The sequence below is a fragment of the Gluconacetobacter diazotrophicus PA1 5 genome, from assembly GCF_000021325.1.
Lineage (GTDB): Bacteria > Pseudomonadota > Alphaproteobacteria > Acetobacterales > Acetobacteraceae > Gluconacetobacter > Gluconacetobacter diazotrophicus.
This window is the reverse complement of sequence record NC_011365.1, coordinates 3,237,718-3,264,471: the sequence shown is the minus strand read 5'-3', so window position 1 is coordinate 3,264,471 and position 26,754 is coordinate 3,237,718. Positions and strand designations below refer to the sequence as shown.

Genomic DNA, 26,754 nt, shown 5'->3' with positions numbered 1-26,754 from the left:
AGACGCGGCCCGCGCCCGGTACCGCGAGGGCACCCGACACGGGCCGCGAATGCGGCGAAAGCCGCTTAGCGGGTAGCCTTCTTCTTGCCGGCGATCGCAACGGCCTTGCCCTTGCGGGTGCGGGCGTTGGTGTGGGTCCGCTGACCACGAACCGGCAGGCCGCGACGATGGCGCAGGCCGCGGTAGCAGCCCAGGTCCATCAGACGCTTGATGTTCATCGCGACTTCGCGACGCAGATCGCCTTCGACCCGATACTCGCTGTCGATCAGTTCGCGGATCTTAAGGATCTCGTCGTCGGACAGCTCGTTGACCCGGCGCTCGGCCGGGATCTCGAGACGACGGCAGATTTCCTCAGCCTTCGTCTCGCCGATGCCATAGATATAACGCAGGCCAATCGTCACCCGCTTGTTGGTTGGGATGTTCACGCCGGCAATACGCGCCACGCCACTTACTCCTCGTCCACCCGCATCGCACGGGCCCTAAAGATCGTCGCCGGGGCTTTTCCACACCACCGGCCATGCCGGAGCGTCGTGAACGTGCCGGCACCGCCGGTCAACCCCATCATCAATCGGATTCGTTTTCTCGGCACTCCGTATCCCATGACACGGGAGCCGATACCTTGAGGGCGCGCAATATACCCGCGCGCCCTTTGGAGTCAATGAATAACGATCACTTCTTCGTGATCGCATCCATGATTTCGAACACCTTCGCCGTCACCGTGTCGATATCCGCCATGCCATCGATCCGGCGCAGCAGCCCCTCGGCCTCGTAGTAAGGCAGGATCGGGGCCGTCTGCTTGCGATAGGCCACCAGGCGGGCCGCGACGGTCTCACGCCGGTCGTCCTCGCGGCGCACGAAGCTGTGGCCGCCGCAGACGTCGCAGGTGCCCTCCACCTTGGGCTTCTTGAACAGGTCGTTATATCCCGCTCCGCAGGTCGCGCAGGTGAAACGCCCGGCGATCCGGTCCGCCAGCGCCTCCTCGTCGACTTCCAGAAACAGGACAACGTCGATTCGGGCTCCGCGACGCTTCAGCATCGAATCGAGCGCTACCGCCTGCCCCTGGGTCCGCGGGAATCCGTCCAGAATGAATCCCTTGGCGCAATCGGGCTGCGCGATCCGGGATTCGAGCATGGCGACGATGACGTCATCGGGCACCAGTTGCCCGGCATCCATCAGCGCCCTGGCCTGCTTGCCGATCGCGCTTTCCGCCGCGACCTCGGCCCGCAGCATGTCGCCGGTCGAGATCTGCGCAATTCCATACCGGGCTTCCAGCCGCTTGGACTGGGTGCCCTTGCCGGCCCCGGGGGGGCCAAGAAAGATGACGTTCACCGCGCCCTGCCTTTCCCACGGGCCTTGCGCATCAGGCCCTGATACTGGTGCGCCACCAGGTGCGACTGGATCTGCGTCACCGTGTCGATGGTGACCGACACGATGATGATCAGGCTGGTGCCGCCGAAATAGAACGGGACATTATAGTGGCTGATCAGGATCTGCGGCAGCAGGCACACCGCGACCAGATAGGCGGCGCCGATGCTGGTCAGCCGCGTCAGGATCCGGTCGAAATAGGCCGCCGTGTTCGCTCCGGGACGGATGCCGGGGATGAAGCCCCCCTGCTTGCGCAGGTTGTCCGCGGTTTCCTGCGGATTGAAGGTCACCGCGGCGTAGAAATACGAGAAGAAGATGATCATTCCCGCATAGAACAGCATGTACAGCGGCTGCCCCTGCCCCAGTTCCTGCCCCAGGAACGACAGCCAGCCCGGCATGGACGCGTTGTTCATGAAGCCGGCGATCGTCACCGGGATCAGCAGCACCGACGACGCGAAGATCGGCGGAATCACCCCGGCCGTATTCACCTTCAGCGGCATGTGCGTCGAGTCGCCGCCATAGATGCGCTGGCCGACCTGCCGCTTGGGATACTGGATCACCACGCGGCGCTGCGCCTGTTCCATGAAGACGATGAAGGCGATCGTGATCGCGGCCAGGACCAGGAAGACCAGCACGAAGAACGGCGACAGCGCGCCCGTGTAGCCAAGCTGAAACAGGCTGGCCAGGGCATGGGGCAGGTTGGCGACGATACCGGCGAAGATGATCAGCGAAATGCCGTTCCCGACCCCGCGCGAGGTGATCTGCTCACCCAGCCACATCAGGAACATCGTGCCGCCCAGCAGCGTCACCACGCACGAGACGATGAAGAACATGCCCGGCGCCACCACCGCGGCCCCGGCGGCGCTGTGCATGTTCTCGAGCCCCACGGCAATGCCGTAGGCCTGGAACAGCGCGATCAGGACCGTCAGGTAGCGGGTATATTCATTCAGCTTGCGCCGTCCCGCCTCGCCTTCCTTCTTCAGGTTTTCCAGCGAGGGAAGCGCCGCCGACATCAGCTGCACGATGATCGAGGCGCTGATATAGGGCATGATGTTCAGCGCGAACACGGTCATACGCCCCAGCGCACCGCCGGTGAACATGTCGAACATGCCCAGGATGCCGCCCTGGTGGCGGGCCAGAAGCTGGCCCATGACCGTGGCATCGACACCGGGAACGGGAATGTAGGTTCCCAGGCGGTAGACGATCAGCGCCCCGAGGGTGAACCAGATTCGCTTCTTCAGTTCCGTTGCGTTGGCAAAGGAACTGAAATTCATATTGGCAGCCAGCTGCTCGGCCGCGGAGGCCATGCGCCCGTCCTTTCACAACAACAGCGCCACCGCACGAAACGGGACGCTGTCATGACACATCAGCAAAGAGTGTAGGGTGTCGCCTCGGTCCGGCGCAAGAGACAAGGCCGGAGAGGACACCCAAGGGGCGGCAATATCCCGATCGGAAGGGGGGCGCCGGACCGGCGCCCCACCCCGAATCGTGTTCCGCCGCAGCCCTCAGGCCGGAGCCTGGGCCTCGTCGCGCGCCGCCTTGGTCCGGACGCTGCCGCCGGCCTTCTCGACCGCGGCAACGGCGGTCGCGGACGCGCCGGAGACCTCGATGGTCACCGCGCGGGCCAGCTCGCCCTTCGCCAGCAGGCGGACGCCCGCGAACTTGCCCGACCCGACCAGGCCGGCCGTGCGCAGCACGTCCTCGGTCACCACGGTGCCGGCATCGATCTTGCCGTCCGCGATGGCCTTGTCCAGCGCGCCCAGGTTCACCGGAGCATATTCCTTGCGGAAGATGTTCTTGAAGCCGCGCTTCGGCAGACGGCGATACAGCGGAAGCTGACCACCCTCGAAGCCGTTGAGGGACACGCCCTCACGCGCCTTCTGGCCCTTCACGCCCTTGCCCGACGTCTTGCCCTTGCCGGACCCGATGCCGCGACCCAGACGCTTCTTGCGATAGCGGGAGCCCGCGTTATCGCGCAGTTCGTTCAGGTTCATTTCAACCCTCCACCTTCACGAGGTGGGACACCTTGGTGATCATGCCGCGAACCGAAGGAGTATCCTCCAGTTCCCGGGTGCGGCCGATCTTGTTCAGGCCCAGCCCGACCAGCGTCGCCTGCTGACCCGGCTTGCGACCGTTGCCCGAGGCCACCTGGGTGACCCGGATCGTCTTGGCCTCAGACATCGGCGGCGGCCTCCCCGGTTCCGGCCACGTCGCGGCGGCCCAGGATGTCCGACACCTTCTTGCCACGGCGGTTGGCCACCGTGCGCGGGCTGGCGCAACGCTCCAGCGCGGCGAAGGTCGCCTTGACCATGTTATGCGGGTTGCGGGTCCCCAGTGACTTCGCGACCACGTCATTGATGCCCAGGCTCTCGAACACCGCGCGCATCGGGCCGCCCGCGATGATGCCCGTGCCGGCATCGGCCGAACGCAGCACCACCTTGCCGGCGCCGAAATGACCGGCGACGTCGTGATGGAGGGTACGGCCCTCCTTCATCGGGACGCGGATCATCGCGCGCTTGGCGCGGTCGGTCGCCTTGCGGATTGCCTCGGGCACCTCGCGGGCCTTGCCGGCGCCGTAGCCGACGCGACCCTTCTGGTCCCCCACCACGACCAGCGCGGCGAAAGCAAAGCGACGGCCGCCCTTCACGACCTTCGCAACACGGTTGATCGTGACCAGCTTGTCGACGAGATCGTCGCCTTCGCGCTCACGATCGCGGCCACCCCGGCCGCCTTCTCTCGGTTCACGTGCCATTGCGTGCCCCTTTCCTTAGAAGGCGAGACCGCCCTCGCGGGCAGCCTCCGCCAGGGCCTTGATACGCCCATGATACATATACGAACCGCGGTCGAAGACGACCAGCGACACACCCGCCGCCACCGCGCGCTCGGCAACCAGCTTGCCGACCGCGACAGCCGCGTCGGAATCCGCGCCGGTCTTCAACTGCTCGCGCAGCGCCTTGTCCAGGCTCGAAGCGGCGGCAAGCGTACGCCCGGCGACATCGTCGATCACCTGGGCATAGATGTTCTTGCCTGACCGGAACACGGACAGGCGCGGACGCCCGCCGCCCTTGCGGCGAAGCTGGAAGCGCAGACGCTGACGCCGACGCTCCCGCAGATCCTGCTGCGTGCTCATTACTTCTTCTTGCCTTCCTTGCGACGGATGGTCTCCGTGTCGTAACGGACGCCCTTGCCCTTGTAGGGCTCGGGCTTGCGGAAGCTGCGGATGTCCAGAGCGACCTGACCGACCCGCTGCTTGTCCACGCCCTCGACCACGATGGCGGTCGGGCGCGGCGTCGTGATCTTGATGCCCGCGGGGATCGCATAGACGATGTCATGCGAATAACCGAGGTTCATGACAAGGTTGCTGCCCTGGACCGCGGCACGATAGCCGGTGCCGGTCACTTCGAGGGTCTTGGAGAAGCCCTCGGACACACCCTTGACCATGCTGGCCACCAGGGCCCGCGTCGTGCCCCACATCATCCGCGCCGGGGCGGCGGTGCCGACCGGACGGACCGAGACCTTGTTGTCGGCGATCTCGGCTTCGATGTGCTGCGACAGCGGCAGCTTCAGCTCGCCCAGCTTGCCCTTGGCCACGAAGATGCCATCGACGATGGACACCTGAACGCCCGACGGAACCTCGACGGGATATTTGCCTACACGCGACATGTATCCCTCCTCAGAACACGCGGCAGAGGACCTCGCCGCCAACATTGGCAGCGCGGGCTTCCGCATCGGACAGGACGCCACGGGGCGTGGACAGGATCGACACGCCGAGACCGGCATAGACCCGCGGCAGTTCCTTGATCTTCGAGTAGACCCGGCGCCCGGGCTTCGACACCCGGTGGATCTCCTTGATGACCGGCTCGCCATCCAGATATTTCAGCTCGATACGAAGCTGGGCCACGCCCTTGCGCAGGTCTTCCTGCGCATAGCCGCGGATATAGCCTTCGCGGCGCAGGGCCTCGAGCACATTCGCGCGCAGCTTCGACGCCGGCGCGACACAGGCCGCATGACGCGCACGCTGCGCGTTGCGGATCCGGGTGAGCATATCACCCAACGGATCAGAAAGTGACATCGTTTCCCGCCCTTACCAGCTCGACTTGACCATGCCCGGGATCTGACCGCTGGAGGCCAGGTCGCGCAGAGCCACGCGGCAAAGTTCGAACTTCCTGTAGTTGGCGCGGGCGCGCCCGGTCAGCTTGCACCGCAGGCGCACGCGAACGCGCGATCCATTGCGGGGAAGCTCTGCGAGTTTCATGGATGCCTCGAACCGATCCTCGACCGGAAGCGTCCGGTCCATGATGATGTTCTTGAGCGCAATCCGCTTAGCCTTGTCCCGGCCTGCCATGCGCGCACGCTTGGCATTCCGGTTAACGGCGGAGATCTTGGCCATGCCTTGTTCTACCCTCCGGAACCTGTCGGGCCATCCCGACGGTTTTCCAAACAACGTGTCTAATAGGTCTTCTGACCTCTGGGCGGAAGCCCCAATCGCCGCAATCAGGCGGCGAAGGGCAGATCAAACGCCTTCAGAAGAGCCTTCGCTTCCGCATCCGTCTTCGCGCTGGTGACGAAGATGATGTCCATCCCACGGATATCGTCGACCTTGTCGTACTCGATTTCCGGGAAGATGATCTGCTCCTTCAGGCCCATGGCGAAGTTGCCACGACCGTCGAAGCCCTTGTTGCCGGGCAGGCCGCGGAAATCGCGGACGCGCGGCAGCGCGATGGTCACCAGACGGTCCAGGAATTCGTACATCCGGGCGCGACGCAGCGTCACCTTGCAGCCGATCGGCAGGCCGGCACGGATCTTGAAGCCGGCGATCGCCTTCTTCGCAACCGTCTTGACCGGCTTCTGGCCCGAGATCAGCGTCATTTCGCCAAGGGCGGCATCCAGCTTCTTCTGGTCGCCCGCGGCTTCACCCACGCCCATGTTGATGACGATCTTCTCGAGATGCGGAACCTGCATCACGTTCTTGTAACCGAACTCCTCGCGCAGCTTCGCGCGCAGCTCGTCCTGAAAACGCTTCTGCAGACGCGGCACCGAGCGGGTCTCTTGCACTTCAGACATCCCCGCCTCCTCAGCCTTCGACGACTTCGCCGGTCGCCTTGGCGACGCGGACCTTGCGGCCATCTTCCAGGATACGGAAACCGACGCGCGTCGGCTTGCCGCTCTTGGGATCGACCAGCTTCAGGTTCGACAGGTGGATCGGCATCTCCTTCTCGATGATGCCGCCCTGCTCACCCATGCGGTTCGGACGCGTATGGCGCTTGGCCATCGCGACGCCACGGACAACCGCCTTGTTGTCATCGGGCCGAACCGACAGCACTTCACCACGGCTGCCCTTCGACGAACCCGTGATCACGACGACCTGGTCGCCCTTCTTGATACGCGCAGCCATCACAGCACCTCCGGTGCCAGCGAAATGATCTTCATGAACTTGCGCGCGCGCAGTTCACGGACGACCGGGCCAAAGATACGGGTGCCGATCGGTTCCTGCTGCTTGTTGATCAGGACGGCGGCGTTCCGGTCGAAGCGGATGGCGCTGCCATCGGCGCGGCGCACCGGGTAGGAGGTACGCACGATCACCGCCTGGTGAACGTCGCCCTTCTTGACCTTGCCGCGGGGGATCGCTTCCTTGACGGACACGACGATCACGTCGCCGACCGAGGCGGTCTTCCGCTTGGAACCGCCCAGCACCTTGATGCACTGCACCTGACGCGCACCCGAATTATCGGCGACGTCCAGGTTGGTCTCGGGATGGATCATAGCCTATGCCCTTCTTACGCCTGCGCGCCGGACGCGACGTCGGCGGCGCCCAGCGGGGCACCATTCCGTACGACCACGGTCCAGGTCTTGCGCTTGGAGATCGGCTTGCATTCTTCAATGCGCACCATGTCCCCAATCTTGCACTCGTTCAGTTCATCATGCGCCGCATACTTCTTGGAGCGCCGGATGAACTTCTTATACAGCGGATGGATGACCCGACGATCGACAAGGACGGTGACCGTCTTGTCCATCTTGTCGCTGGTCACCCGTCCGGTCAGGACGCGCCTCGGCATCGCCCGTCTCCCTTCAGGACTTCGCGGCCGGCGCACCCGCGCCGGCGGCATTCTTCTTCAGCGCCTGGGACGCTATCGTCTTCACGCGGGCGATCTCGCGACGCACCGTGCGAACACGCGCCTGTCCCTCATTCTGGCCGGTCGCGCGCTGGAACCGCAGGTTGAACTGCTCGCGCTTCAGGTCGATGAGAAGCGCCTCCAGTTCTTCAGCGGTCTTGGCACGCAGATCGGCCGGCTTTGTTGCCTTTGCCATCTCACGCCTCTCCGATGCGGGTCACGAACTTGGTCTTGATCGGCAGCTTCGCAGCACCAAGGGCCAGCGCCTGACGCGCCAGCTCCGGCGGAACACCTTCGATCTCGAACAGGATACGACCCGGCTTGACACGGGCTACCCAGTATTCCGGCGACCCCTTGCCGGAGCCCATACGCACTTCGGCGGGCTTTGTCGAGACCGGAAGATCGGGAAAGATCCGAATCCAGACGCGACCGGCACGTTTCATCGCGCGGGTAATGGCCCGGCGAGAGGCCTCGATCTGCCGGGCGGTCACCCGCTCCGGCTCCAGGGCCTTCAGGCCGAACGCACCGAAATTCAGTGTCGTTCCGCCTTTTGCCAGCCCATGAATGCGGCCCTTGTGGGCCTTGCGGTACTTTGTCCGCTTGGGAGAAAGCATTGTTCTAAATCCTCACGCGCCGCCTGGCGCCCTTCTCGGTCCTAAGTCCCCGCCAGCTTAGCGCTGCGGGGCCTGCTCGGCGGCGCGACGATCCTGCGCCAGCGGGTCGTGGGCAAGGATCTCGCCCTTGAAGATCCAGACCTTCACACCGCAGGTGCCATAGGTGGTCTTCGCCGTGGCCACGCCGTAATCGATGTCCGCACGCAGCGTGTGCAGCGGCACCCGACCCTCGCGATACCATTCGACGCGCGCGATCTCGGCGCCGCCCAGACGGCCGCCGCAATTGATCCGGATGCCCTGGGCGCCCAGACGCATCGCGGACTGCACGGCGCGCTTCATCGCACGGCGGAAAGCCACGCGGCGCTCCAGCTGCTGGGCGATGTTTTCGGCAACCAGGGTCGCGTCGATCTCGGGCTTGCGGATCTCGACGATGTTCAGCGCAACGTCGGTCTTCGCCATGCGGGTCAGATCCTTGCGCAGGACGTCGATGTCCTGGCCCTTCTTGCCGATCACGACACCCGGGCGGGCGGCGTAGATCGTCACGCGGGGCTTCTTCGCCGGACGTTCGATCACCACGCGGGACACGCCGGCACCCGACAGCTTGCGGCGCAGGTGCGCACGCAGCTTCAGGTCGTCGTGCAGCAGGCGCGAATAGTCGGCGCCGGCATACCAGCGGCTGTCCCAGGTGCGGTTGATGCCGAGCCGCAGCCCGATCGGATTGACTTTATGTCCCATGATCAGGCCGCCTTCTGCTCGGTTGTCTCAGCCTCTGCCGCACGCTCGGCCACGACGATCTTCAGATGGCTGAAGAACTTCTCGATGCGCGACGAACGGCCACGGCCACGCGCGTGGAAGCGGCGCATGACGATCGACTTGCCGACCTCGGCCCGGACGACGACCAGCTGGTCGACGTCGAGCTGATGGTTGTTCTCGGCGTTGGCGATCGCGCTCTCCAGCGTCTTCCTGACGTCCTGAGCAATCCGGCGCTTCGAGAACGTCAGGATCGCCACCGCCTGCGACGCGGGCTTGTTGCGGATCAGGCCGGCGACCAGGTTCAGCTTGCGCGGGCTGACGCGGATATTCCGCGTCAGGGCCTGCGCCTCGGTCTCCGCAAGCGTGCGGGGATGCTTAGGCTTGCTCATATCAGCCCCGCTTCGCCTTCTTGTCCGAGGAATGACCGGTGAAGGTCCGCGTCGGCGAGAACTCGCCGAACTTATGACCCACCATGTTTTCCGACACCTGAACGGGCAGGAACTTGTGCCCGTTATAGACGCCGAACGTCAGACCGACGAACTGCGGCAGGATTGTCGAACGACGCGACCAGATCTTGATCACCTCGCTACGGCCCGACGCGCGCGACGCATCGGCTTTGTTCAGTAGATACCCGTCCACGAACGGGCCCTTCCAGACGGAACGTGCCATCTTCTTTGCCCCTTACTTGCCGGTCTTCCGGCGACGGATAATCAGACTGTCCGTACGCTTGTTGACCCTGGTCTTGTAACCCTTCGTCGGCTTGCCCCACGGCGTGACCGGATGACGGCCGCCCGAGGTGCGGCCTTCACCACCACCATGCGGATGGTCGACCGGGTTCATCACGACGCCGCGGTTGTGCGGGCGACGACCCAGCCAGCGGCTGCGACCCGCCTTGCCCATGTGCTGGTTCATGTTGTCCGGGTTGGACACCGCGCCGATGGTCGCCATGCATTCGCCACGGACGACGCGCAGTTCGCCGGACTGCAGCTTGATCTGCGCATAGCCGGAATCCTTGCCGACCAGCTGGGCATAGGTCCCGGCGGACCGGGCCATCTTGCCGCCAGCACCCTGCTTCAGCTCGATGTTGTGCACGATCGTGCCGACCGGAATGGCCGACAGCGGCATCGCATTGCCCGGCTTGATGTCGACGCGCGCACCGGCCACGACCTGGTCGCCGGCCTTCAGGCGCTGCGGCGCCAGGATGTAGGCCAGCTCGCCGTCCTCGTACTTCACCAGCGCGATGAAGGCGGTGCGGTTCGGGTCATATTCCAGACGCTCGACCGTGCCGACCACATCGAACTTCCGCCGCTTGAAATCGACGTAGCGATAGGACTGCTTGTGACCGCCACCGATGAAGCGCGACGTGGTGCGCCCATGGTTGTTGCGGCCGCCCGACTTGTTCTTGCCTTCGGTCAGCCCCTTGACGGGCTTACCCTTCCAGAGCTCCTTGCGGTCGATCAGGACCGTTCCGCGCAGGCTGGGGGTGACCGGATTAAAGTGCTTCAGTGCCATTGTCTTGCTACCCCGCGTCAGACCAGCTTCGCGGTCAGGTCGATGGACTGACCCTCGGCAAGCTGTACAAACGCCTTTTTCACATCCGAACGCTGGCCGGGGCGACCCTTGAAGCGCTTCGTCTTGCCCTTCTGGACAAGCGTGTTCACGCCCAGGACCTTCACGCCGAACAGCGTTTCCACCGCGACCTTGATCTCCGGCTTGGTCGCGTCGATCGCGACCTTGAACGCCACCTGATTCTTCTCGGAAAGCGCGGTCGCCTTCTCGGTGATCAGGGGGGCGCGGACGATGTCATACATCGCCTCGCGCGACATGCGCTCCGCCTTCTTGCGGATTGCGAGCACGTTGGTCATGCCAGGCGCTCCTTCAGGCCTTCGACGCCGGCGCGGGTGATCGCCAGCACGTCGTGGTTCAGGATGTCATAGACGTTCGCGCCGATCGTCGGCAGCGCATCGATCTTCGGCAGGTTGCGCGCGGCGCGGCCGAAATTCTCCTCGACCGTGGCATCCACGATCAGGGCGGACTTCCAGCCCAGCGCCTTCACCTTCGCCGCCAGCTCGGACGTGCGGCCCGAAGCGGTCGCGGCGTCCAGCACCACCAGCTTGCCTTCCGCCGCCTTCTGCGACAGCGCGGAAATCAGGCCCAGGCGACGCACCTTCTTGGGCAGGTCATAGCCATGGTCGCGCACGACCGGGCCATGCACGGCGCCACCGGTGCGGTACTGCGGCGCACGCAGCGAACCCTGGCGGGCGCTGCCGGTGCCCTTCTGGCGGTACGGCTTCTTGGTCGTGCCGGAGACTTCGCCCATCCCCTTGACCTTGTGCGTGCCCGCGCGGCGCTTGGCCAGCTGCCAGTGCACGACACGCGCCATGATGTCCGCCCGCGGCGTCACCCCGAAAATCTCGTCCGGAAGGACGGCCGTGCCGGCGCTTCCGTTGTCGAGGGTTTTGATTTCGTAATCCATTGCCCTCTATCCTCAGCCCGCAGCCGCAACCAGGGCCGCCGGATACGGCGCCTCGGCATGACGGGCCTTCTTGATCGCATCACGAACCAGAACCAGCTCGTTCTTGCCGCCGGGCACGGAGCCGCGGACCATGAGCAGATTCTTCTCGGCATCCACCGCCGCCACCTCGAGATTGAGGGTGGTCACGCGTTCGGAGCCCAGATGGCCGGCCATTTTCTTGTTCTTGAAGGTCTTGCCCGGATCCTGGCGGTTACCCGTCGAGCCATGCGAACGATGGCTGATGGACACGCCGTGCGAGGCTTCGAGACCCGCGAAGTTCCAGCGCTTCATGGCGCCGGCAAAGCCCTTGCCCTTGCTGGTGGAGGTCACGTCGACCTTCTGCCCGACCACGAAATGGGCGGCAGACAGGGTCGCGCCTGCTTCCAGCACGGCATCGTCCGCCACGCGGAACTCGGCCAGCTTCTTCTTGGGTTCGACCTTCACGCGAGCAAAATGGCCGCGATTCGGTTTGGAGACATTCTTCACCTTGGCGTTGCCGAAGCCCAACTGCACGGCGGTATAGCCGTCGCGGTCCTGGGTACGGACATCCACCACCTGCAGGTTATCGACATGCAGGACGGTGACGGGCACGTGGGTGCCGTCTTCCTTGAACAGCCGGGTCATGCCCAGCTTCTTTGCGATCAATCCGGTGCGCATCGTCTGGACCTTAAAGTTTGATCTCGACATCCACGCCGGCGGCGAGGTCGAGCTTCATGAGAGCGTCCACGGTCTGCGGGGTCGGCTCGACAATGTCGAGCAGCCGGCGATGGGTCCGAATTTCGAACTGCTCGCGGCTTTTCTTGTCCACATGGGGAGAGCGGTTGACGGTGAATTTTTCGATATGCGTCGGCAGCGGGATAGGACCCCGAACCCGCGCACCCGTACGCTTCGCCGTGTTGACGATCTCTTTGGTGCTGTTGTCGAGCACCCGATGATCGTACGCCTTCAGGCGAATGCGGATGTTCTGGTTGTCCATCTTCTGTTCAGTCCAACTTTACTGGTTCGGGGGAACCCGAGCCGCCAAAGGAGACCCCGGCCAGATCGCTCCGGCCGGGGGCTCCAGTTTCTTGGGTAAGAACCCGATCAGGCCGTGATCGAAGCAACCACGCCGGCGCCGACGGTGCGGCCGCCTTCGCGGATCGCGAAGCGCAGGCCTTCGTCCATGGCGATCGGAGCGATCAGCTCGACATCCATGGCGATGTTATCGCCCGGCATGACCATTTCCGTGCCTTCCGGCAGGTGCACGACGCCGGTGACGTCGGTGGTGCGGAAATAGAACTGCGGACGATAGTTGGTGAAGAACGGCGTGTGACGGCCGCCCTCTTCCTTCGTCAGGATGTAGGCCTCGGCCTTGAACTTCGTGTGCGGGGTGATGGAGCCCGGCTTCGCCAGGACCTGACCGCGCTCGACGTCCTCACGCTTCGTGCCACGCACCAGCGCGCCGATGTTGTCGCCGGCCTCGCCGCGATCCAGCAGCTTGCGGAACATTTCGACGCCCGTCACCGTCGTCTTCTGCGTCGCGCGCAGGCCGACGATTTCGATTTCGTCACCGACGTTCACCACGCCACGCTCGACACGGCCGGTCACCACGGTGCCGCGGCCCGAGATCGAGAACACGTCTTCGATCGGCATCAGGAACGGACGGTCGACCGGACGCTCCGGCTGCGGGATGTAGGCATCGACCGCATCCATCAGGTCGCGCACGCGGTTCTCGCCGACTTCCGGGTCACCGTCTTCCAGCGTCACCAGGGCCGAACCCTTGATGATGGGGATATCGTCGCCCGGGAACTGGTACGCGGACAGCAGCTCGCGCACTTCCATCTCGACCAGCTCGAGCAGTTCCGGATCGTCGACCTGGTCGACCTTGTTCAGGAACACGACCAGGGCCGGGACGCCGACCTGGCGGGCCAGCAGGATGTGCTCGCGGGTCTGCGGCATCGGGCCGTCGGCGGCGGACACGACCAGGATCGCACCGTCCATCTGGGCGGCACCCGTGATCATGTTCTTCACGTAGTCGGCGTGACCGGGGCAGTCGACGTGCGCGTAGTGGCGCTTCGCGGTCTCGTACTCGACGTGGGCGGTCGAGATCGTGATGCCACGGGCGCGCTCTTCCGGCGCCGCGTCGATCTGGTCGTACGCCTTGAAGGTGGCGCCACCGGTCTTCGCCAGCGTCTTGGTGATCGCGGCGGTCAGCGACGTCTTGCCATGATCGACGTGACCGATCGTGCCGATATTGCAGTGCGGCTTCGTCCGCTCGAATTTAGCCTTTGCCATCGTCTATCTCCGTTACCTCGGCCACCTGGCCGGGAGTCGGGTTGAAATGTTCCTAACCGGAAGCGTGGCGGTCTTTAGACCGGACCTGCGCTACTTACCAGCGGTAATGACTGAACGCCTTGTTCGCCTCGGCCATGCGATGCGTGTCTTCGCGCTTCTTGACGGCGGACCCACGGTTGTTGACCGCGTCCAGAAGCTCGTTCGACAGGCGTTCCTGCATCGTGTTCTCGCCACGCTTGCGCGAGGCGTCGATCAGCCAGCGGATCGCCAGGGCCTGACGGCGCTCGGTCCGGACTTCGACGGGCACCTGGTAGGTGGCACCGCCGACGCGACGCGAGCGGACCTCGACGGCCGGCTTCACGTTGTCCAGCGCGCTGTGGAACATCACGACGGGATCGGCGGACGCACCACCACGGCGGCGCAGCACCTCGAGCGCACCGTAGACGATGCCTTCGGCGGTGGACTTCTTGCCGTCGTACATGAGCGCATTCATGAAGCGCGTGATGACGACATCACCAAATTTCGGATCGGGAAGAATCTCGCGCTTCACTGCGCGGTGACGGCGACTCATGCCTGGTTATTCCTTTTACTTCGGACGCTTCGCGCCATAGAGCGAGCGACGCTGACGACGCTTGGCGATACCCTGGGTATCCAGAACGCCACGCAGGATGTGATAGCGCACGCCCGGAAGATCCTTGACGCGACCGCCGCGGATCAGGACCACACTGTGCTCCTGCAGGTTGTGGCCTTCACCCGGGATGTAGCTGACGACCTCATAGCCGTTCGTCAGACGCACCTTGGCAACCTTACGCAGGGCCGAGTTCGGCTTCTTCGGTGTGGTTGTGTAGACGCGGGTGCAGACACCACGCTTCTGCGGGCAACCCTGAAGGGCAGGCACCTTATTGCGCTTGGCTGCGGGCTCGCGGCCTTTGGCGATCAGCTGGTTGATGGTCGGCATACGCCTTTCCCGATCCTTACAAATTTCGGCCGGCCAACCGCATATCGGGCTGCCGACTGTCGTTCACAACAAAATCCCACCGAATGAGAATCATTCGCCTGGGCATCATATTCACATCCGGCCTTGGCAACCCTCTGGGGGTTACGGCACCGCATGCCTGCATGCTGCATTCGACGGCCAACGACGTCCTGCGAGACGGGGCTAGCCGAGGGCGCGGAACCTACGAAGCAGAAGGCCGAGAGTCAAGTGTTACCTTGAGATTCGCGGCCAATCCCCGCCAGTTTGAGCGCGCCGATCCGCCGCATCTGTCATGCAGCCACGGCAGAACCCCCGTGCCGCTGCCCTATCCCACATCCTGCCGATTCGGACCAGCCGGATTCACGCCGGAAGCGGCCCGCAGCCATAAAAAAAGGGCCGGGTGTCGCCACCCGGCCCTGTTTCCATCGCAAGCCGCGCGATTCGCGGGCGAATCAGTCCGCCTTGCTGACCACCGGACGGGCCTGCGCCAGGCGCTGGCGGTCCTGGCCGGCGGCGATGGCGCGCAGCTTGTTCATCACACTGCCCGTGCCGGCCGGGATCAGGCGACCGACGATCACGTTCTCCTTCAGGCCGTTCAGCGTGTCCTTCTTGCCCGCCGTCGCGGCTTCGGTCAGGACGCGCGTCGTTTCCTGGAACGAGGCCGCCGAGATGAAGGACTGGGTCTGCAGCGACGCCTTGGTGATGCCCTGGAGCACGGGCATCGCCTGGGCGGGCCGTTCGCCCATGTTCAGGCGCTTCGTGTTCTCGGTCTCGAACTCGATCCGATCCACCGTCTCGCCGATCAGGTAGGTCGTGTCGCCGGGCTCCAGGATTTCCACCTTCTGGAGCATCTGGCGGACGATCACCTCGATATGCTTGTCGTTGATCTTCACGCCCTGCAGTCGATAGACGTCCTGGATTTCGTTCACCAGGTAGTCCGACAGGGCCTCGACGCCCAGGACCTTCAGGATGTCGTGCGGCACGCGCGGACCGTCGACCAGCGGATCGCCCACGCGGACGAAGTCGCCTTCCTGGACCGACACGTGCTTGCCCTTCGGGATCAGGTAGTCGGTCTCCTCGCCCGTCTCGTCGTTCTTCACGATGATGCGGCGCTTGGCCTTGTAGTCCTTGCCGAACTCGACGCGACCGTCGGTTTCCGAAATGATCGCGTGATCCTTCGGACGCCGGGCCTCGAACAGTTCCGCGACGCGGGGCAGACCACCCGTGATGTCACGGGTCTTCGAGCCTTCGCGCGGGATGCGGGCCAGCACGTCGCCCGCGCTGACCTGCGCCCCGTTTTCGACCGACAGCAGCGAGTCGGGCGACAGGAAGTAGCGCGCGTCATTGCCGTTCGACAGCTTGATGACGTGGCCGTTCGCGTCCTTGAGCTGCAGGCGCGGACGCAGGTCCACCCCCTTGGCCGCCTGCTTGTAGTCCACCACGACCTTCGAGGTCAGGCCCGTCACTTCGTCCATCCGCTCGACCAGCGTGATGGAGTCGATCAGGTCCAGATACTCGACCGTTCCCGAATGCTCGGTGATGATCGGCAGGGTGTACGGGTCCCACTCGGCCAGCTTCTGGTTACGCGTGACGGCGGCCCCTTCCTCCACCAGCAGGCGGGCGCCGTACGGCACGCGGTAGCGGGCGCGCTCGACCCCCTTGTCGTCCGTCAGCACGATTTCGCAGTTACGCGACATCACGATCGGAACGTTCTGGCTGTTATGGACGATGGTGCGGTTGTTGATCGTCACATGGCCGTCACGCGACGCCTCGACCATCGACTGCTCGGCACCACGCTGGGCCGCGCCGCCGATATGGAAGGTACGCATGGTCAGCTGGGTGCCCGGCTCGCCGATCGACTGCGCCGCGATCACGCCCACGGCCTCGCCGATATTGACCGGCGTGCCGCGCGCCAGGTCGCGGCCGTAGCACAGGCCGCAGACGCCGACCCGGCTTTCGCAGGTCAGGACCGAGCGGATCAGGACGCTTTCCACGCCCGCCTTCTCGATCTTCTCGGCCTGGGCCTCCTCGATCAGGGTATCGCGCTTGAACAGCACCTCGCCCGTCGCGGGGTCCAGGATATCGGCCGCGACCGTGCGGCCCAGGATCCGCTCGGACAGGGACGAGACGATCTCGCCGCCATCCATGACGGCGCGGACCGTCAGACCGCGCTCGGACCCGCAATCGTCCTCGACGATGATGCAGTCCTGCGCCACGTCGACCAGACGGCGCGTCAGGTAGCCCGAGTTCGCGGTCTTCAGCGCCGTGTCCGCCAGGCCCTTGCGGGCGCCGTGGGTGGAGGTGAAGTAGTCGAGAACCGACAGGCCTTCCTTGAAGTTGGCGATGATCGGCTGCTCGATGATCTCGCCCGACGGCTTGGCCATCAGGCCGCGCATGCCGGCAAGCTGCTTCATCTGGGCCGGCGACCCACGCGCGCCGGAGTGGCTCATCATCCACACCGAGTTCGTGACCTTGCCGACCTCCTGGCGCGAGATCTCCTTCATCATCGCGGCCTGCACTTCGTCCGTGCAGCGCGACCAGGCATCGACCACCTTGTTGTAGCGTTCGCCCGCCGTGATCAGGCCGTCCTGGTACTGCTGCTCGAACTCCTTCACCTCGGCGGCGGTGCGTTCGACCAGCACCTTCTTTTCGGCCGGGATGATCATGTCATCCTTGCCGAACGAGATGCCGGCCTTCGCCGCGTGACGGAAGCCCAGGCCCATCATCCGGTCGCAGAAGATGACGCATTCCTTCTGGCCGCAATGGCGATAGACCGCGTCGATGACGTCCGACACGTTCTTCTTCGTCAGCTGCTTGTTGATCAGCGAGAAGGGAATCGCCGGATGGCGGGGCAGGATCTGCGCGATCAGCATGCGGCCCGGCGTCGTGATGACGGTCTGGCGCACCGGCTTGCCCTCGGCATCGACCGTGTCGAAGCGCGCGACGATCTTGTCATGCAGCTTGATCGCGCCGGCCGACAGGGCGTACTCGACCTCGCCGATCGTGGCGAAGGACGAGGCACCCGTGACCGTCAGGCGACCTTCGGCGTCGTACTCGTTGCGGTCGGGCGTGGCCAGGAATTCCGGCGTTTCCAGGCTGAGATAGTACAGGCCCAGCACGATGTCCTGCGACGGCACGATGATCGGCTTGCCGTTCGCGGGGCTGAGGATGTTGTTGGTCGACATCATCAGCACGCGCGCTTCCAGCTGCGCCTCGAGGCTCAGCGGCACGTGCACGGCCATCTGGTCGCCGTCGAAATCCGCGTTGAAGGCGGTGCAGACCAGCGGGTGGAGCTGGATCGCCTTGCCTTCGATCAGCACCGGCTCGAACGCCTGGATGCCCAGGCGATGCAGCGTCGGCGCGCGGTTCAGCATGACCGGATGTTCGCGGATCACCTCTTCCAGGATGTCCCATACCTCGGGACGTTCCTTTTCCACCATCCGCTTCGCGGCCTTGATGGTGGTGGCGTGACCGTACTTTTCCAGCTTCGAGTAGATGAACGGCTTGAACAGCTCCAGCGCCATCTTCTTGGGCAGGCCGCACTGATGCAGCTTCAGTTCCGGGCCGACCACGATGACCGAACGGCCGGAGTAATCGACGCGCTTGCCCAGCAGGTTCTGGCGGAAGCGGCCCTGCTTGCCCTTCAGCATGTCAGACAGCGACTTCAGCGGGCGCTTGTTGGCGCCCGTGATCGCGCGGCCGCGACGGCCGTTATCGAACAGCGCATCGACCGATTCCTGCAGCATGCGCTTTTCGTTGCGCACGATGATGTCGGGCGCGCGCAGCTCGATCAGCCGCTTCAGGCGGTTGTTGCGGTTGATGACGCGGCGGTACAGGTCGTTCAGGTCGGACGTCGCGAAACGGCCGCCATCCAGCGGGACCAGCGGGCGCAGTTCCGGCGGGATGACCGGAATCAGGTCCATGATCATCCACTCGGGGCGCGATTCGCTGTCCGCGAACGCCTCGATCAGCTTCAGGCGCTTGACCAGCTTCTTGCGCTTGGCTTCGGATGTGGTGTCCTTCAGCTCCTGGCGCAGGCGCTCCTTGTCCGCCTTGCAGTCGATGCGTTCCAGCACCTTCTTGATCGCCTCGGCGCCGATTCCGACCTCGATCCCGTCATCACCATGTTCGTCCATGACGTCCAGGTACTGGTCTTCGGTCAGCAGGCTGAACTGCTTCAGCGGCGAGGTGCCCGGTTCCAGCACCACGTAGCTTTCGAAATACAGGATCTTTTCCAGATCCTTCAGCGTCATGTCGACCATCAGGCCGATGCGGCTGGGCAGCGACTTCAGGAACCAGATATGCGCGACCGGGCTGGCCAGTTCGATATGGCCCATGCGCTCGCGCCGGACCTTGGCCAGCGTGACCTCGACGCCGCACTTCTCGCAGATGATGCCGCGGAACTTCATGCGCTTGTACTTGCCGCACAGGCACTCGTAGTCCTTGATCGGGCCGAAGATGCGCGCACAGAACAGGCCGTCGCGTTCCGGCTTGAACGTGCGGTAGTTGATGGTCTCGGGCTTCTTGATCTCGCCATACGACCAGGACCGGATCTGCTCGGACGATGCGAGCTGGATCTTGATCTGGTCGAAAGTCATGGCCTGGCCGGTCTGGCCCAGGATCTTCATGAGTTCATTCATGCGCCGCAAACCCCCTGGGGGAAAAAGACAATAGACGGAGAAAGAGGGAGATGACCGACGGCGACGTCAGTCATTGCTCTGCTCCAGATCCACGTTCAGGCCGAGCGATTTCAGTTCCTTGATCAGGACGTTGAAGCTCTCGGGAATGCCGGCCTCGAAATCGTCCTGCTCGCGCACGATCGCTTCGTAGACCTTGGTGCGGCCGGACACGTCGTCCGACTTCACCGTCAGCATTTCCTGCAATGTATAGGCCGCGCCGTACGCCTCCAGCGCCCAGACCTCCATCTCGCCGAAGCGCTGGCCGCCGAACTGGGCCTTGCCGCCCAGGGGCTGCTGCGTCACCAGCGAGTACGGACCGATCGAACGGGCATGGATCTTGTCGTCGACCAGGTGATGCAGCTTCAGCATGTAGATGTAGCCGACCGTGGTCCGACGCTCGAACGGCTCGCCGGTGCGGCCGTCGATCAGCTGCGACTGGCCCGACTTGTTGACGCCGGCGCTTTCCAGCATCGCCTCGATATCCGGGATCGACGCGCCGTCGAACACCGGGGTCGCGATCGGCACGCCCTTGCGCAGGTTGTTGGCCAGTTCGACCAGCTGGTCGTTCGGCAGGTCGACGATGGCGTCGTCATAGACCTGGTCGCCATAGACCGTCTTCAGGCGGCCCAGCAGCTCCTGCTTCTTCTCGCCGGTGCGCTGGTAGTCGTCGACCAGTTCGCCGATGCCGCGGCCGATATTGGCGCAGGCCCAGCCCAGATGGGTTTCCAGGATCTGCCCGACATTCATGCGCGACGGCACGCCCAGCGGGTTCAGCACCAGGTCGACCGGCGTGCCGTCCTCGAGGAACGGCATGTCCTCGACCGGGACGACGCGCGAGACGACACCCTTGTTGCCGTGACGGCCGGCCATCTTGTCGCCCGGCTGCAGCTTGCGCTTCACCGCGACGAAGACCTTGACCATCTTCATCACGCCCGGCGGCAGCTCGTCACCGCGCTGCAGCTTCTCGACCTTGCTTTCGAAGCGGGCCTGGATGCGCGCCACCGCCGCGTCGAATTCGCGGCGCAGCACTTCCAGTTCCACCATCACCGGATCGGAGGCGACGGTGATGTTCCGCCACGCGCCGCGCGGATGCTCGGCCAGCACCTCCTCGGTGATCTCGGTGCCCGAACGCAGGCCCTTGAAGCCGGTGCCGGAGACCTGGCCCACCAGACGCTCGCGCAGCCGGTTGTAGAACGAGCGTTCCTGGATCGCGCGCTCGTCGTCGCGGTCCTTGGCCAGACGTTCGATCTCGGCGCGCTCGATCGCCATCGCGCGCTCGTCCTTGTCCACGCCGCGACGCGAGAAGACGCGCACATCGACGATGGTGCCGGTCGTGCCCGGGGGCAGCTTCAGCGACGTGTCGCGGACGTCGGACGCCTTTTCGCCGAAGATGGCGCGCAGCAGCTTCTCTTCCGGCGTCATCGGGCTTTCGCCCTTCGGCGTGACCTTGCCGACCAGGATGTCGCCCGGGTTCACCTCGGCGCCGACATAGACGATGCCCGCCTCGTCGAGGTTGCGCAGCGCTTCCTCGCCGACATTGGGGATGTCGCGGGTGATTTCTTCCTGGCCCAGCTTGGTGTCACGGGCCATGACCTCGAATTCCTCGATATGGATCGAGGTAAAGACGTCATCGCGGGCGATCCGCTCGGAAATCAGGATCGAATCTTCGAAATTGTACCCGTTCCACGGCATGAACGCGACCAGCACGTTCCGGCCCAGCGCCAGTTCGCCCAGTTCGGTCGACGGACCGTCGGCAATGATGTCGCCGCCGCGCACCCGGTCGCCCACGCGGACCAGCGGACGCTGGTTGATGCAGGTAGACTGGTTCGACCGCATGTATTTGCGCAGGCGGTAGATATCGACGCCCTGGGTCGCCCCGGCCTCGTCCGTCGCGCGAACCACGATGCGCGCGCCGTCGATCTGGTCGATGATGCCGCCGCGCTTGGCCACGATGGTCGCACCCGAATCATGGGCGACCGCCGCTTCCATGCCCGTGCCGACCAGCGGCGCGTCAGAGCGGACCAGCGGCACCGCCTGGCGCTGCATGTTCGAGCCCATCAGCGCGCGGTTGGCGTCGTCGTTTTCCAGGAACGGGATCAGCGCCGCGGCGACCGAGACGAGCTGCTTGGGCGAGACGTCGCAGGCCGTCACTTCCTCGGGCTTCACCAGGCGGAAGTCGCCGCCACGGCGGACCGAGACCAGTTCGTCCGTCAGCTTGCCGTGGCTGTCCTGCTTCGCGTCCGCCTGGGCGACGATCAGCTTTTCCTCTTCCATGGCGGAGAGGTATTTCCAGCCGTCCTGCAGCACGCCCTCGCGCACCAGGCGGTACGGCGTTTCGATGAAGCCGTACTTGTTCACCTTGGCGTAGGTCGCCAGCGAGTTGATCAGGCCGATATTCGGGCCTTCCGGCGTTTCGATCGGGCAGATGCGGCCGTAATGGGTCGGATGGACGTCACGCACCTCGAAGCCCGCGCGCTCGCGCGTCAGGCCGCCCGGCCCGAGGGCCGAGAGGCGACGCTTGTGCGTGACTTCGGACAGCGGGTTGGTCTGGTCCATGAACTGGCTGAGCTGCGACGAACCGAAGAATTCGCGCACCGCCGCCGCCGCCGGCTTGGCGTTGATCAGGTCGTGCGGCATCACGGTGTCGATATCGACCGAGCCCATGCGCTCGCGGATCGCGCGTTCCATGCGCAGCAGGCCGACGCGATACTGGTTTTCCATCAGCTCGCCGACCGAGCGGACGCGACGGTTGCCCAGGTTGTCGATGTCGTCGATCGCGCCGCGGCCGTCCTTCAGCTCGCACATGATCTTGACGGTGCGCAGGATGTCTTCCTTGCGCAGCACGCGGATCGTGTCCGGGGCGTCCAGGCCCAGGCGCATGTTCATCTTCACCCGGCCGACCGCCGACAGGTCATAGCGGTCCGCATCGAAGAACAGGCCGGAGAACATGGCTTCGGCGGTCTCGGGGGTCGGCGGCTCGCCAGGGCGCATGACGCGATAGATGTCGGTCAGCGCGTCCTCGCGCGACGTGTTCTTGTCCACCGTCAGCGTGTTGCGGATCCACGGACCGTTCGACGCATCGACGGCCAGCGTCGGCAACTGGTCCACACCCGCTTCTTCCAGCGCCTCCAGACGGACCTCGGTCAGTTCCTCGCCGGCTTCGGCATAGATCTCGCCGGTTTCCATGTTGACCAGGTCATGGGCGACGTAGCGGCCGATCAGGCCGGCGGGACCGACCAGGACTTCCTTGGTCGTCTCGGCGATCTTGCGCACCATGCGGGCCGTCAGCTTGGCGTCGGCCTCGGCCACCACCTCGCCGCTCTGGGCGTCCACCAGCGGTTCCAGCAGCTTCAGGCCACGGAACGACTCGGCGTCGAACGGACGCGCCCAGCCCTTCGGGCCCTTCGTGAAGACGACCTGATTGTAGAAATAGCCCAGGATTTCGTCGGCATCCATGCCGCGGATTTCCAGCGCGTCGACGTCCCCGCCCTCGGCCACCTTGGCGGCGCGGGCGGCGGCGGAGGAAGCACCCTCCAGCGCGTAGAGCAGCGTGGTGACCGGCAGCTTCCGCTTGCGGTCGATGCGGACGTAGATCAGGTCCTTGCTGTCGAATTCGAAGTCCAGCCACGACCCGCGATAGGGGATGACGCGCGCGGCGAACAGGAACTTGCCCGAGGAATGGGTCTTGCCCTTGTCGTGATCGAAGAAGACGCCGGGGCTACGGTGCATCTGGCTGACGATGACGCGCTCGGTCCCGTTGATGATGAACGTGCCGTTGTCGGTCATCAGCGGCATGTCGCCCATATAGACGGGCTGTTCCTTGATGTCGCGGATCGAGCGCGAGCCGGTATCCTCGTCCACGTCCCAGACGATCAGGCGCAGTACGACCTTCAGCGGCGCCGCGAAGGTCAGGCCGCGCTGGATGCATTCCTCGACGTCGTATTTCGGTTCCTCGAGTTCGTAATTGACGAATTCGAGACGGCCCCGGCCGGCGAAATCATTGATCGGGAAGACCGAACGGAACACCTCCTGCAGGCCGGTCTGCGTCCGGCTGTCGGGTGACACGTTCATCTGCAGGAACGCCTCGTAGCTGGCGCGCTGCACGTCGATCAGATTGGGCATCGGAGCGATTTCGGGTATCCGCCCGAAGCTCTTGCGGATGCGCTTGCGTCCCGTGAACGATTTGGTCATCGCGTTCATCGTCTATCCTGCCCCCATCCCCCACGACCCGGACCTTCCGCGCGCGCCATGCGACCTGGATCGCGGCACATGGAAGCGGGTCATCACAAACCATCTTGTCTCTGGCCACCGGACCTGCCGGCACCCACCCGTCCCGCAGGACGGGCCTTCTACCGCCAAAGGCGCCCGAGACCTTGCGGTCAGGGCGCCAGAACGGCCAAGGGGGCGGGAACCTTCAGGATTCCCGCCCTCGCCTGGTGTTAAGCAGGAGACGGCGGCCCGAAGGCCACCGGCAACCCGTAGATTACTTCACTTCGACGGACGCGCCGTTGTCTTCAAGAAGCTTCTTGATCTTCTCGGCCTCGTCCTTGTTGACGCCTTCCTTCACGGTCTTCGGCGCACCTTCGACCAGGTCCTTGGCTTCCTTCAGGCCCAGGCCGGTGATGCCGCGGATTTCCTTGATGACGTTGATCTTCTTGTCACCGGCCTTCGCGAGGACAACGGTGAATTCGGTCTGCTCTTCGGCCGGGGCAGCGGCGGCGCCAGCGGCCGGAGCGGCAGCAACGGCAACCGGAGCGGCGGCGGAAACGCCCCACTTCTCTTCGAGCAGCTTGGAGAGCTCGGCGGCCTCGAGAACGGTGAGGGCGGACAGCTCGTCAACGAGTTTGGTCAGATCGGCCATGATTTGGTCTTCCTAATTTATACACTGATTGGCGCAACACAATCCCGATTTCACGAGACTGTGCGAATTTTATCGCCCCGCGCATGCGGGGCGCATATGGCTCAGGCAGCCTCGTCCTTTTTGGCGTAGGCCCCGAAAACCCGCGCAAGCTGTCCTGCCGGCGCCTGGAGCACACCCGCGATGCGCGTGGCCGGCGTGGAGATGAGCCCCACCAGCTGCGCCCGGAGCGTATCCAGGGACGGAAGTTCGGCCAGCGCCTTGACCCCATCGACATTCAATGTCTGGGTGCCGAGCGCTCCACCGAGCAGAACGAGCTTTTCGTTGGTCTTGGCGAACTCGACAAGCACCTTGGCCACGGCCACAGGATCAGCCGACCACGACAATGCGGTCGGCCCCTTCAGCAGCGGCGAAATGCCTTCGAATCGGGTCCCTGCCAGGGCGAGGTTGGCCAGCCGGTTCTTCGCGACCTTGTAAGTCGCTCCAGCCGCACGCACGCGCTGCCGCAGGATCGTCGCATCGGCAACCGTCAGCCCGTCATTGCGGGTGACGACGACCATGGACGTCTCGGCGAACACGGCCGCGAGGGAGGCAACAAACTCCCGCTTCTCCGTACGGTCCAATTCCCGTCTCCGTCGTGACCTGCCGGGCATGGCCTGGCAGGCCGGGTTTACCCAAGGAGAGCCGCGCCCGATGGCCGCGCCCTCCGGTTCGCCTGTCCTGTGAACAACGGAACAACCAGTGCGGGCGGCATGGCCGCCCGAATCCGGCAATCCCCGTCTTCCGGGTGCGGACCCGAAGGTCCATCAAGGCTCGCGCCACATCCGGTCATGGACAGGTTCGGAAGATCATAGCGCGTGTCCCGGATGGGAAACGCGCCCTGCCTCCTGTCCGCAGCACCCGTGCGGATGCCGCGTCATCTGTGCGCGATCAGCCCGCCGAGAAGGCGGACACGTCGACGCGAATACCCGGGCCCATCGTCGAGGACAGGGCGGCCTTGCGCAGGTAGGTGCCCTTGGCACCCGTCGGCTTGGCCTTCTGCACCGCATCGACGAACGCGCGGATGTTCTCGGCCAGCTTGTCGCCCTCGAAGGACGCCTTGCCGATGCCGGCATGGATGATACCGGCCTTTTCGGCGCGGTACTCGACCTGACCGGACTTGGCCGCCGTGACGGCGCCCTTGACGTCCATAGTCACGGTGCCGAGCTTGGGGTTCGGCATCAGGCCGCGCGGGCCCAGGATCTTGCCCAGGCGGCCGACCAGGGCCATCATGTCCGGCGTCGCGATGCAGCGGTCGAACGCGATCTCGCCGGCCTGCACCTTCTCGGCCAGGTCCTCGGCGCCGACCACGTCGGCACCGGCGGCCAGGGCTTCCTCGGCCTTCGCGCCACGGGCGAACACACCCACGCGCAGGGTCTTGCCCGTGCCGTTCGGCAGCGAGAGCAGGCCACGGACCATCTGGTCGGCGTGACGCGGGTCGATGCCCAGGTTCAGCGAGATCTCGATCGTCTCATCGAACTTGGCGGTCGCCACCTGCTTCACCAGGGCGATCGCCTCGTCCAGGCCATAGGCCTTGTTACGATCCACAGTGGCCTGGGCGGCCGTCAGACGCTTGTTCTTCGCCATGGGATCAGCCCTCCACCACCGTAAGGCCCATCGAACGGGCGGAACCGATCAGCATGCGCACGGCCCCGTCCACGTCGTTGGCATTCATGTCCTGCTTCTTCTGCTCGGCGATCTCGCGGAGCTGCGCCATCGTCACGCTGCCGACCGCAGCGGCCTTGCCCACCGTCGAGCTGCCCTTCTTGATGTTGGCGGCCTTCATGAGGAAGTAGGTGTTCGGCGGGGTCTTCGTGATGAAGGTGAACGTGCGGTCGGCGAACGCGGTGATGACCACCGGGATCGGCATGCCGGGTTCGAGACCCTGCGTCTTGGCGTTGAACTCCTTGCAGAACTGCATGATGTTCAGGCCGCGCTGACCCAGCGCCGGGCCGACCGGCGGGGACGGATTCGCCTTGCCGGCGGGAATTTGCAACTTGATGTAGCCAACGATTTTCTTGGCCATATCCGGGGCTCCTGACTGTTTCACCCGGACCGCGGTTCGTGCGGCCGCCCGCCGCGCGAGGCGGCGTGCGGTCTCCCGCGTTCCGTAAGAGGCGGGTCCCTAACCCTATTTGAGCGGTTCTGTCAACCCGGCCCCTTGCAGGCCGGGACCACGCAGGTCGGGGCCCGTCAGGTTCAGCAGGTCCGGACTGGTCCCCACGGCGACGCCGCCGGCTTCCTTGGGCACATGCAGGCCTTCATATTGCAGCAAACCGAACGGCCGGATCGCCTTGGTATCGAGCAACTGGGCGCGCGACCAGCCGCCGCCTAGGGCGCGGATCAGCGCCACCGTGGCCTGATGGCGCCGCGTTTCCACCTGGACCTCGGCAATGCGGGCGGTCACGTGCCGCTCGTGGTAGACGACGCCGAAGCGTTCTTCGATCACGCGTTGCAGATCGACACGGCGCCATCGCACCACGCCATCGCGCTGCCGATCCGGACCTGCCTCGACCAACGCCTTCAATTCGACCTGCTGTGCGGCGTTCAGCCGGCAGGCCGGCTCGC

33 protein-coding genes and 1 pseudogene are annotated in these 26,754 nt (G+C 64.8%); all 34 read right to left on the bottom strand.

Features of this window, described 5'->3' with window-relative positions:
* Nucleotides 1-65: 65 nt before the first annotated feature.
* A complete protein-coding gene (gene rpsM / locus GDIA_RS14985; RefSeq protein ID WP_012227921.1) occupies nt 66-443 on the bottom strand; it encodes a 30S ribosomal protein S13 in 378 nt (125 codons plus the stop codon).
* 226 nt (nt 444-669) lie between these two features.
* Nucleotides 670-1,329 carry an adenylate kinase gene (locus tag GDIA_RS14980; RefSeq protein WP_012227923.1) on the bottom strand — a complete coding sequence of 220 codons (660 nt, stop codon included), beginning with the start codon at nt 1,327-1,329 and terminating at the stop codon, nt 670-672.
* Nucleotides 1,326-2,672, bottom strand: a complete 1,347-nt coding sequence (secY, locus tag GDIA_RS14975) for a preprotein translocase subunit SecY (protein ID WP_012227925.1) — start codon at nt 2,670-2,672, stop codon at nt 1,326-1,328. Before secY ends, GDIA_RS14980 begins: the two co-directional genes overlap by 4 nt.
* 198 nt (nt 2,673-2,870) lie before the next feature.
* The gene (rplO, locus tag GDIA_RS14970; protein ID WP_012227927.1) at nt 2,871-3,359 is read right to left on the bottom strand and encodes a 50S ribosomal protein L15; all 489 of its coding nucleotides are present in this window, start codon (nt 3,357-3,359) and stop codon (nt 2,871-2,873) included.
* A 1-nt stretch (nt 3,360) separates the two neighbouring features.
* Entirely contained in the window at nt 3,361-3,546 is a 186-nt protein-coding gene (gene rpmD / locus GDIA_RS14965; RefSeq protein ID WP_012227929.1) for a 50S ribosomal protein L30, read from the bottom strand.
* A complete protein-coding gene (gene rpsE, locus GDIA_RS14960) occupies nt 3,539-4,117 on the bottom strand; it encodes a 30S ribosomal protein S5 (protein WP_012227931.1) in 579 nt (192 codons plus the stop codon). Before rpsE ends, rpmD begins: the two co-directional genes overlap by 8 nt.
* Before the next feature lie 15 nt (nt 4,118-4,132).
* Nucleotides 4,133-4,495 carry a 50S ribosomal protein L18 gene (gene rplR, locus GDIA_RS14955; protein WP_012227933.1) on the bottom strand — a complete coding sequence of 121 codons (363 nt, stop codon included), beginning with the start codon at nt 4,493-4,495 and terminating at the stop codon, nt 4,133-4,135.
* Entirely contained in the window at nt 4,495-5,028 is a 534-nt protein-coding gene (gene rplF, locus GDIA_RS14950; protein ID WP_012227935.1) for a 50S ribosomal protein L6, read from the bottom strand. The genes rplR and rplF overlap by 1 nt, the downstream gene beginning before the upstream one ends.
* A gap of 10 nt (nt 5,029-5,038) precedes the next feature.
* A complete protein-coding gene (gene rpsH, locus GDIA_RS14945) occupies nt 5,039-5,437 on the bottom strand; it encodes a 30S ribosomal protein S8 (protein WP_012227937.1) in 399 nt (132 codons plus the stop codon).
* A gap of 12 nt (nt 5,438-5,449) precedes the next feature.
* On the bottom strand, nt 5,450-5,755 hold the full coding sequence (gene rpsN / locus GDIA_RS14940) for a 30S ribosomal protein S14 (protein WP_012554692.1): 306 nt from the start codon (nt 5,753-5,755) through the stop codon (nt 5,450-5,452).
* A 104-nt stretch (nt 5,756-5,859) separates the two neighbouring features.
* Nucleotides 5,860-6,429: a 50S ribosomal protein L5 gene (gene rplE, locus GDIA_RS14935; protein WP_012227940.1), complete on the bottom strand. Its 570-nt coding sequence runs from the start codon at nt 6,427-6,429 to the stop codon at nt 5,860-5,862.
* Between the two features lie 10 nt (nt 6,430-6,439).
* Nucleotides 6,440-6,760: a 50S ribosomal protein L24 gene (gene rplX / locus GDIA_RS14930; protein ID WP_012554691.1), complete on the bottom strand. Its 321-nt coding sequence runs from the start codon at nt 6,758-6,760 to the stop codon at nt 6,440-6,442.
* Nucleotides 6,760-7,128: a 50S ribosomal protein L14 gene (rplN, locus tag GDIA_RS14925; protein WP_007399629.1), complete on the bottom strand. Its 369-nt coding sequence runs from the start codon at nt 7,126-7,128 to the stop codon at nt 6,760-6,762. Before rplN ends, rplX begins: the two co-directional genes overlap by 1 nt.
* A 14-nt stretch (nt 7,129-7,142) precedes the next feature.
* Nucleotides 7,143-7,421, bottom strand: coding sequence for a 30S ribosomal protein S17 (gene rpsQ, locus GDIA_RS14920; RefSeq protein ID WP_012554690.1), 279 nt, complete (start codon nt 7,419-7,421; stop codon nt 7,143-7,145).
* Nucleotides 7,422-7,434: 13 nt separating this feature from the next.
* Entirely contained in the window at nt 7,435-7,674 is a 240-nt protein-coding gene (rpmC, locus tag GDIA_RS14915; RefSeq protein ID WP_012554689.1) for a 50S ribosomal protein L29, read from the bottom strand.
* Between the two features lies 1 nt (nt 7,675).
* Entirely contained in the window at nt 7,676-8,092 is a 417-nt protein-coding gene (gene rplP, locus GDIA_RS14910; RefSeq protein WP_012227947.1) for a 50S ribosomal protein L16, read from the bottom strand.
* 57 nt (nt 8,093-8,149) lie between these two features.
* On the bottom strand, nt 8,150-8,827 hold the full coding sequence (gene rpsC, locus GDIA_RS14905; RefSeq protein ID WP_012227948.1) for a 30S ribosomal protein S3: 678 nt from the start codon (nt 8,825-8,827) through the stop codon (nt 8,150-8,152).
* Nucleotides 8,828-8,829: 2 nt separating this feature from the next.
* The gene (rplV, locus tag GDIA_RS14900) at nt 8,830-9,234 is read right to left on the bottom strand and encodes a 50S ribosomal protein L22 (RefSeq protein WP_012227949.1); all 405 of its coding nucleotides are present in this window, start codon (nt 9,232-9,234) and stop codon (nt 8,830-8,832) included.
* A gap of 1 nt (nt 9,235) precedes the next feature.
* On the bottom strand, nt 9,236-9,514 hold the full coding sequence (rpsS, locus tag GDIA_RS14895) for a 30S ribosomal protein S19 (protein ID WP_012227950.1): 279 nt from the start codon (nt 9,512-9,514) through the stop codon (nt 9,236-9,238).
* A gap of 12 nt (nt 9,515-9,526) precedes the next feature.
* Nucleotides 9,527-10,357 carry a 50S ribosomal protein L2 gene (gene rplB, locus GDIA_RS14890; protein ID WP_012227952.1) on the bottom strand — a complete coding sequence of 277 codons (831 nt, stop codon included), beginning with the start codon at nt 10,355-10,357 and terminating at the stop codon, nt 9,527-9,529.
* Nucleotides 10,358-10,374: 17 nt separating this feature from the next.
* Nucleotides 10,375-10,671, bottom strand: a complete 297-nt coding sequence (locus GDIA_RS14885; protein WP_012227954.1) for a 50S ribosomal protein L23 — start codon at nt 10,669-10,671, stop codon at nt 10,375-10,377.
* Between the two features lie 35 nt (nt 10,672-10,706).
* The gene (gene rplD, locus GDIA_RS14880; RefSeq protein ID WP_012227956.1) at nt 10,707-11,321 is read right to left on the bottom strand and encodes a 50S ribosomal protein L4; all 615 of its coding nucleotides are present in this window, start codon (nt 11,319-11,321) and stop codon (nt 10,707-10,709) included.
* A gap of 12 nt (nt 11,322-11,333) precedes the next feature.
* Nucleotides 11,334-12,017: a 50S ribosomal protein L3 gene (rplC, locus tag GDIA_RS14875; RefSeq protein WP_012227958.1), complete on the bottom strand. Its 684-nt coding sequence runs from the start codon at nt 12,015-12,017 to the stop codon at nt 11,334-11,336.
* A 10-nt stretch (nt 12,018-12,027) separates the two neighbouring features.
* Entirely contained in the window at nt 12,028-12,336 is a 309-nt protein-coding gene (rpsJ, locus tag GDIA_RS14870) for a 30S ribosomal protein S10 (RefSeq protein ID WP_012227960.1), read from the bottom strand.
* 107 nt (nt 12,337-12,443) lie between these two features.
* Nucleotides 12,444-13,634 carry an elongation factor Tu gene (tuf, locus tag GDIA_RS14865; RefSeq protein ID WP_012227963.1) on the bottom strand — a complete coding sequence of 397 codons (1,191 nt, stop codon included), beginning with the start codon at nt 13,632-13,634 and terminating at the stop codon, nt 12,444-12,446.
* Between the two features lie 94 nt (nt 13,635-13,728).
* Nucleotides 13,729-14,205, bottom strand: coding sequence for a 30S ribosomal protein S7 (gene rpsG / locus GDIA_RS14860; protein ID WP_012227965.1), 477 nt, complete (start codon nt 14,203-14,205; stop codon nt 13,729-13,731).
* A 15-nt stretch (nt 14,206-14,220) separates the two neighbouring features.
* Complete coding sequence (rpsL, locus tag GDIA_RS14855; protein ID WP_003621118.1) at nt 14,221-14,592, bottom strand: 30S ribosomal protein S12; 372 nt, start codon at nt 14,590-14,592, stop codon at nt 14,221-14,223.
* Nucleotides 14,593-15,062: 470 nt separating this feature from the next.
* Nucleotides 15,063-19,250, bottom strand: a complete 4,188-nt coding sequence (gene rpoC / locus GDIA_RS14850; protein ID WP_012554687.1) for a DNA-directed RNA polymerase subunit beta' — start codon at nt 19,248-19,250, stop codon at nt 15,063-15,065.
* A gap of 66 nt (nt 19,251-19,316) precedes the next feature.
* Nucleotides 19,317-23,489 carry a DNA-directed RNA polymerase subunit beta gene (rpoB, locus tag GDIA_RS14845; protein ID WP_012554686.1) on the bottom strand — a complete coding sequence of 1,391 codons (4,173 nt, stop codon included), beginning with the start codon at nt 23,487-23,489 and terminating at the stop codon, nt 19,317-19,319.
* A 283-nt stretch (nt 23,490-23,772) separates the two neighbouring features.
* On the bottom strand, nt 23,773-24,150 hold the full coding sequence (rplL, locus tag GDIA_RS14840; protein WP_012227979.1) for a 50S ribosomal protein L7/L12: 378 nt from the start codon (nt 24,148-24,150) through the stop codon (nt 23,773-23,775).
* A gap of 101 nt (nt 24,151-24,251) precedes the next feature.
* The gene (gene rplJ, locus GDIA_RS14835) at nt 24,252-24,770 is read right to left on the bottom strand and encodes a 50S ribosomal protein L10 (protein ID WP_012554685.1); all 519 of its coding nucleotides are present in this window, start codon (nt 24,768-24,770) and stop codon (nt 24,252-24,254) included.
* Nucleotides 24,771-25,077: 307 nt separating this feature from the next.
* On the bottom strand, nt 25,078-25,773 hold the full coding sequence (gene rplA / locus GDIA_RS14830) for a 50S ribosomal protein L1 (RefSeq protein ID WP_012227981.1): 696 nt from the start codon (nt 25,771-25,773) through the stop codon (nt 25,078-25,080).
* A 4-nt stretch (nt 25,774-25,777) separates the two neighbouring features.
* Nucleotides 25,778-26,212, bottom strand: coding sequence for a 50S ribosomal protein L11 (rplK, locus tag GDIA_RS14825; RefSeq protein WP_012227982.1), 435 nt, complete (start codon nt 26,210-26,212; stop codon nt 25,778-25,780).
* 375 nt (nt 26,213-26,587) lie between these two features.
* Nucleotides 26,588-26,749: pseudogene (locus GDIA_RS19330) on the bottom strand (winged helix-turn-helix domain-containing protein); the annotation flags it as partial.
* Nucleotides 26,750-26,754 lie beyond the last annotated feature (5 nt).

Bases quoted from the DNA above. Each gene is read 5' to 3' on its own strand.
- secY (WP_012227925.1), bottom strand. From the start codon at position 2,672: ATGGCCTCCGCGGCCGAGCAGCTGGCTGCCAATATGAATTTCAGTTCC.
- rplO (WP_012227927.1), bottom strand. From the start codon at position 3,359: ATGAACCTGAACGAACTGCGCGATAACGCGGGCTCCCGCTATCGCAAG.
- rpmD (WP_012227929.1), bottom strand. From the start codon at position 3,546: ATGTCTGAGGCCAAGACGATCCGGGTCACCCAGGTGGCCTCGGGCAAC.
- rpsE (WP_012227931.1), bottom strand. From the start codon at position 4,117: ATGGCACGTGAACCGAGAGAAGGCGGCCGGGGTGGCCGCGATCGTGAG.
- rplR (WP_012227933.1), bottom strand. From the start codon at position 4,495: ATGAGCACGCAGCAGGATCTGCGGGAGCGTCGGCGTCAGCGTCTGCGC.
- rplF (WP_012227935.1), bottom strand. From the start codon at position 5,028: ATGTCGCGTGTAGGCAAATATCCCGTCGAGGTTCCGTCGGGCGTTCAG.
- rpsH (WP_012227937.1), bottom strand. From the start codon at position 5,437: ATGTCACTTTCTGATCCGTTGGGTGATATGCTCACCCGGATCCGCAAC.
- rpsN (WP_012554692.1), bottom strand. From the start codon at position 5,755: ATGGCCAAGATCTCCGCCGTTAACCGGAATGCCAAGCGTGCGCGCATG.
- rplE (WP_012227940.1), bottom strand. From the start codon at position 6,429: ATGTCTGAAGTGCAAGAGACCCGCTCGGTGCCGCGTCTGCAGAAGCGT.
- rplX (WP_012554691.1), bottom strand. From the start codon at position 6,760: ATGGCTGCGCGTATCAAGAAGGGCGACCAGGTCGTCGTGATCACGGGT.
- rplN (WP_007399629.1), bottom strand. From the start codon at position 7,128: ATGATCCATCCCGAGACCAACCTGGACGTCGCCGATAATTCGGGTGCG.
- rpsQ (WP_012554690.1), bottom strand. From the start codon at position 7,421: ATGCCGAGGCGCGTCCTGACCGGACGGGTGACCAGCGACAAGATGGAC.
- rpmC (WP_012554689.1), bottom strand. From the start codon at position 7,674: ATGGCAAAGGCAACAAAGCCGGCCGATCTGCGTGCCAAGACCGCTGAA.
- rplP (WP_012227947.1), bottom strand. From the start codon at position 8,092: ATGCTTTCTCCCAAGCGGACAAAGTACCGCAAGGCCCACAAGGGCCGC.
- rpsC (WP_012227948.1), bottom strand. From the start codon at position 8,827: ATGGGACATAAAGTCAATCCGATCGGGCTGCGGCTCGGCATCAACCGC.
- rplV (WP_012227949.1), bottom strand. From the start codon at position 9,234: ATGAGCAAGCCTAAGCATCCCCGCACGCTTGCGGAGACCGAGGCGCAG.
- rpsS (WP_012227950.1), bottom strand. From the start codon at position 9,514: ATGGCACGTTCCGTCTGGAAGGGCCCGTTCGTGGACGGGTATCTACTG.
- rplB (WP_012227952.1), bottom strand. From the start codon at position 10,357: ATGGCACTGAAGCACTTTAATCCGGTCACCCCCAGCCTGCGCGGAACG.
- GDIA_RS14885 (WP_012227954.1), bottom strand. From the start codon at position 10,671: ATGTCGCGCGAGGCGATGTATGACATCGTCCGCGCCCCCCTGATCACC.
- rplD (WP_012227956.1), bottom strand. From the start codon at position 11,321: ATGGATTACGAAATCAAAACCCTCGACAACGGAAGCGCCGGCACGGCC.
- rplC (WP_012227958.1), bottom strand. From the start codon at position 12,017: ATGCGCACCGGATTGATCGCAAAGAAGCTGGGCATGACCCGGCTGTTC.
- rpsJ (WP_012227960.1), bottom strand. From the start codon at position 12,336: ATGGACAACCAGAACATCCGCATTCGCCTGAAGGCGTACGATCATCGG.
- tuf (WP_012227963.1), bottom strand. From the start codon at position 13,634: ATGGCAAAGGCTAAATTCGAGCGGACGAAGCCGCACTGCAATATCGGC.
- rpsG (WP_012227965.1), bottom strand. From the start codon at position 14,205: ATGAGTCGCCGTCACCGCGCAGTGAAGCGCGAGATTCTTCCCGATCCG.
- rpsL (WP_003621118.1), bottom strand. From the start codon at position 14,592: ATGCCGACCATCAACCAGCTGATCGCCAAAGGCCGCGAGCCCGCAGCC.
- rpoC (WP_012554687.1), bottom strand. From the start codon at position 19,250: ATGAATGAACTCATGAAGATCCTGGGCCAGACCGGCCAGGCCATGACT.
- rpoB (WP_012554686.1), bottom strand. From the start codon at position 23,489: ATGAACGCGATGACCAAATCGTTCACGGGACGCAAGCGCATCCGCAAG.
- rplL (WP_012227979.1), bottom strand. From the start codon at position 24,150: ATGGCCGATCTGACCAAACTCGTTGACGAGCTGTCCGCCCTCACCGTT.
- rplA (WP_012227981.1), bottom strand. From the start codon at position 25,773: ATGGCGAAGAACAAGCGTCTGACGGCCGCCCAGGCCACTGTGGATCGT.
- rplK (WP_012227982.1), bottom strand. From the start codon at position 26,212: ATGGCCAAGAAAATCGTTGGCTACATCAAGTTGCAAATTCCCGCCGGC.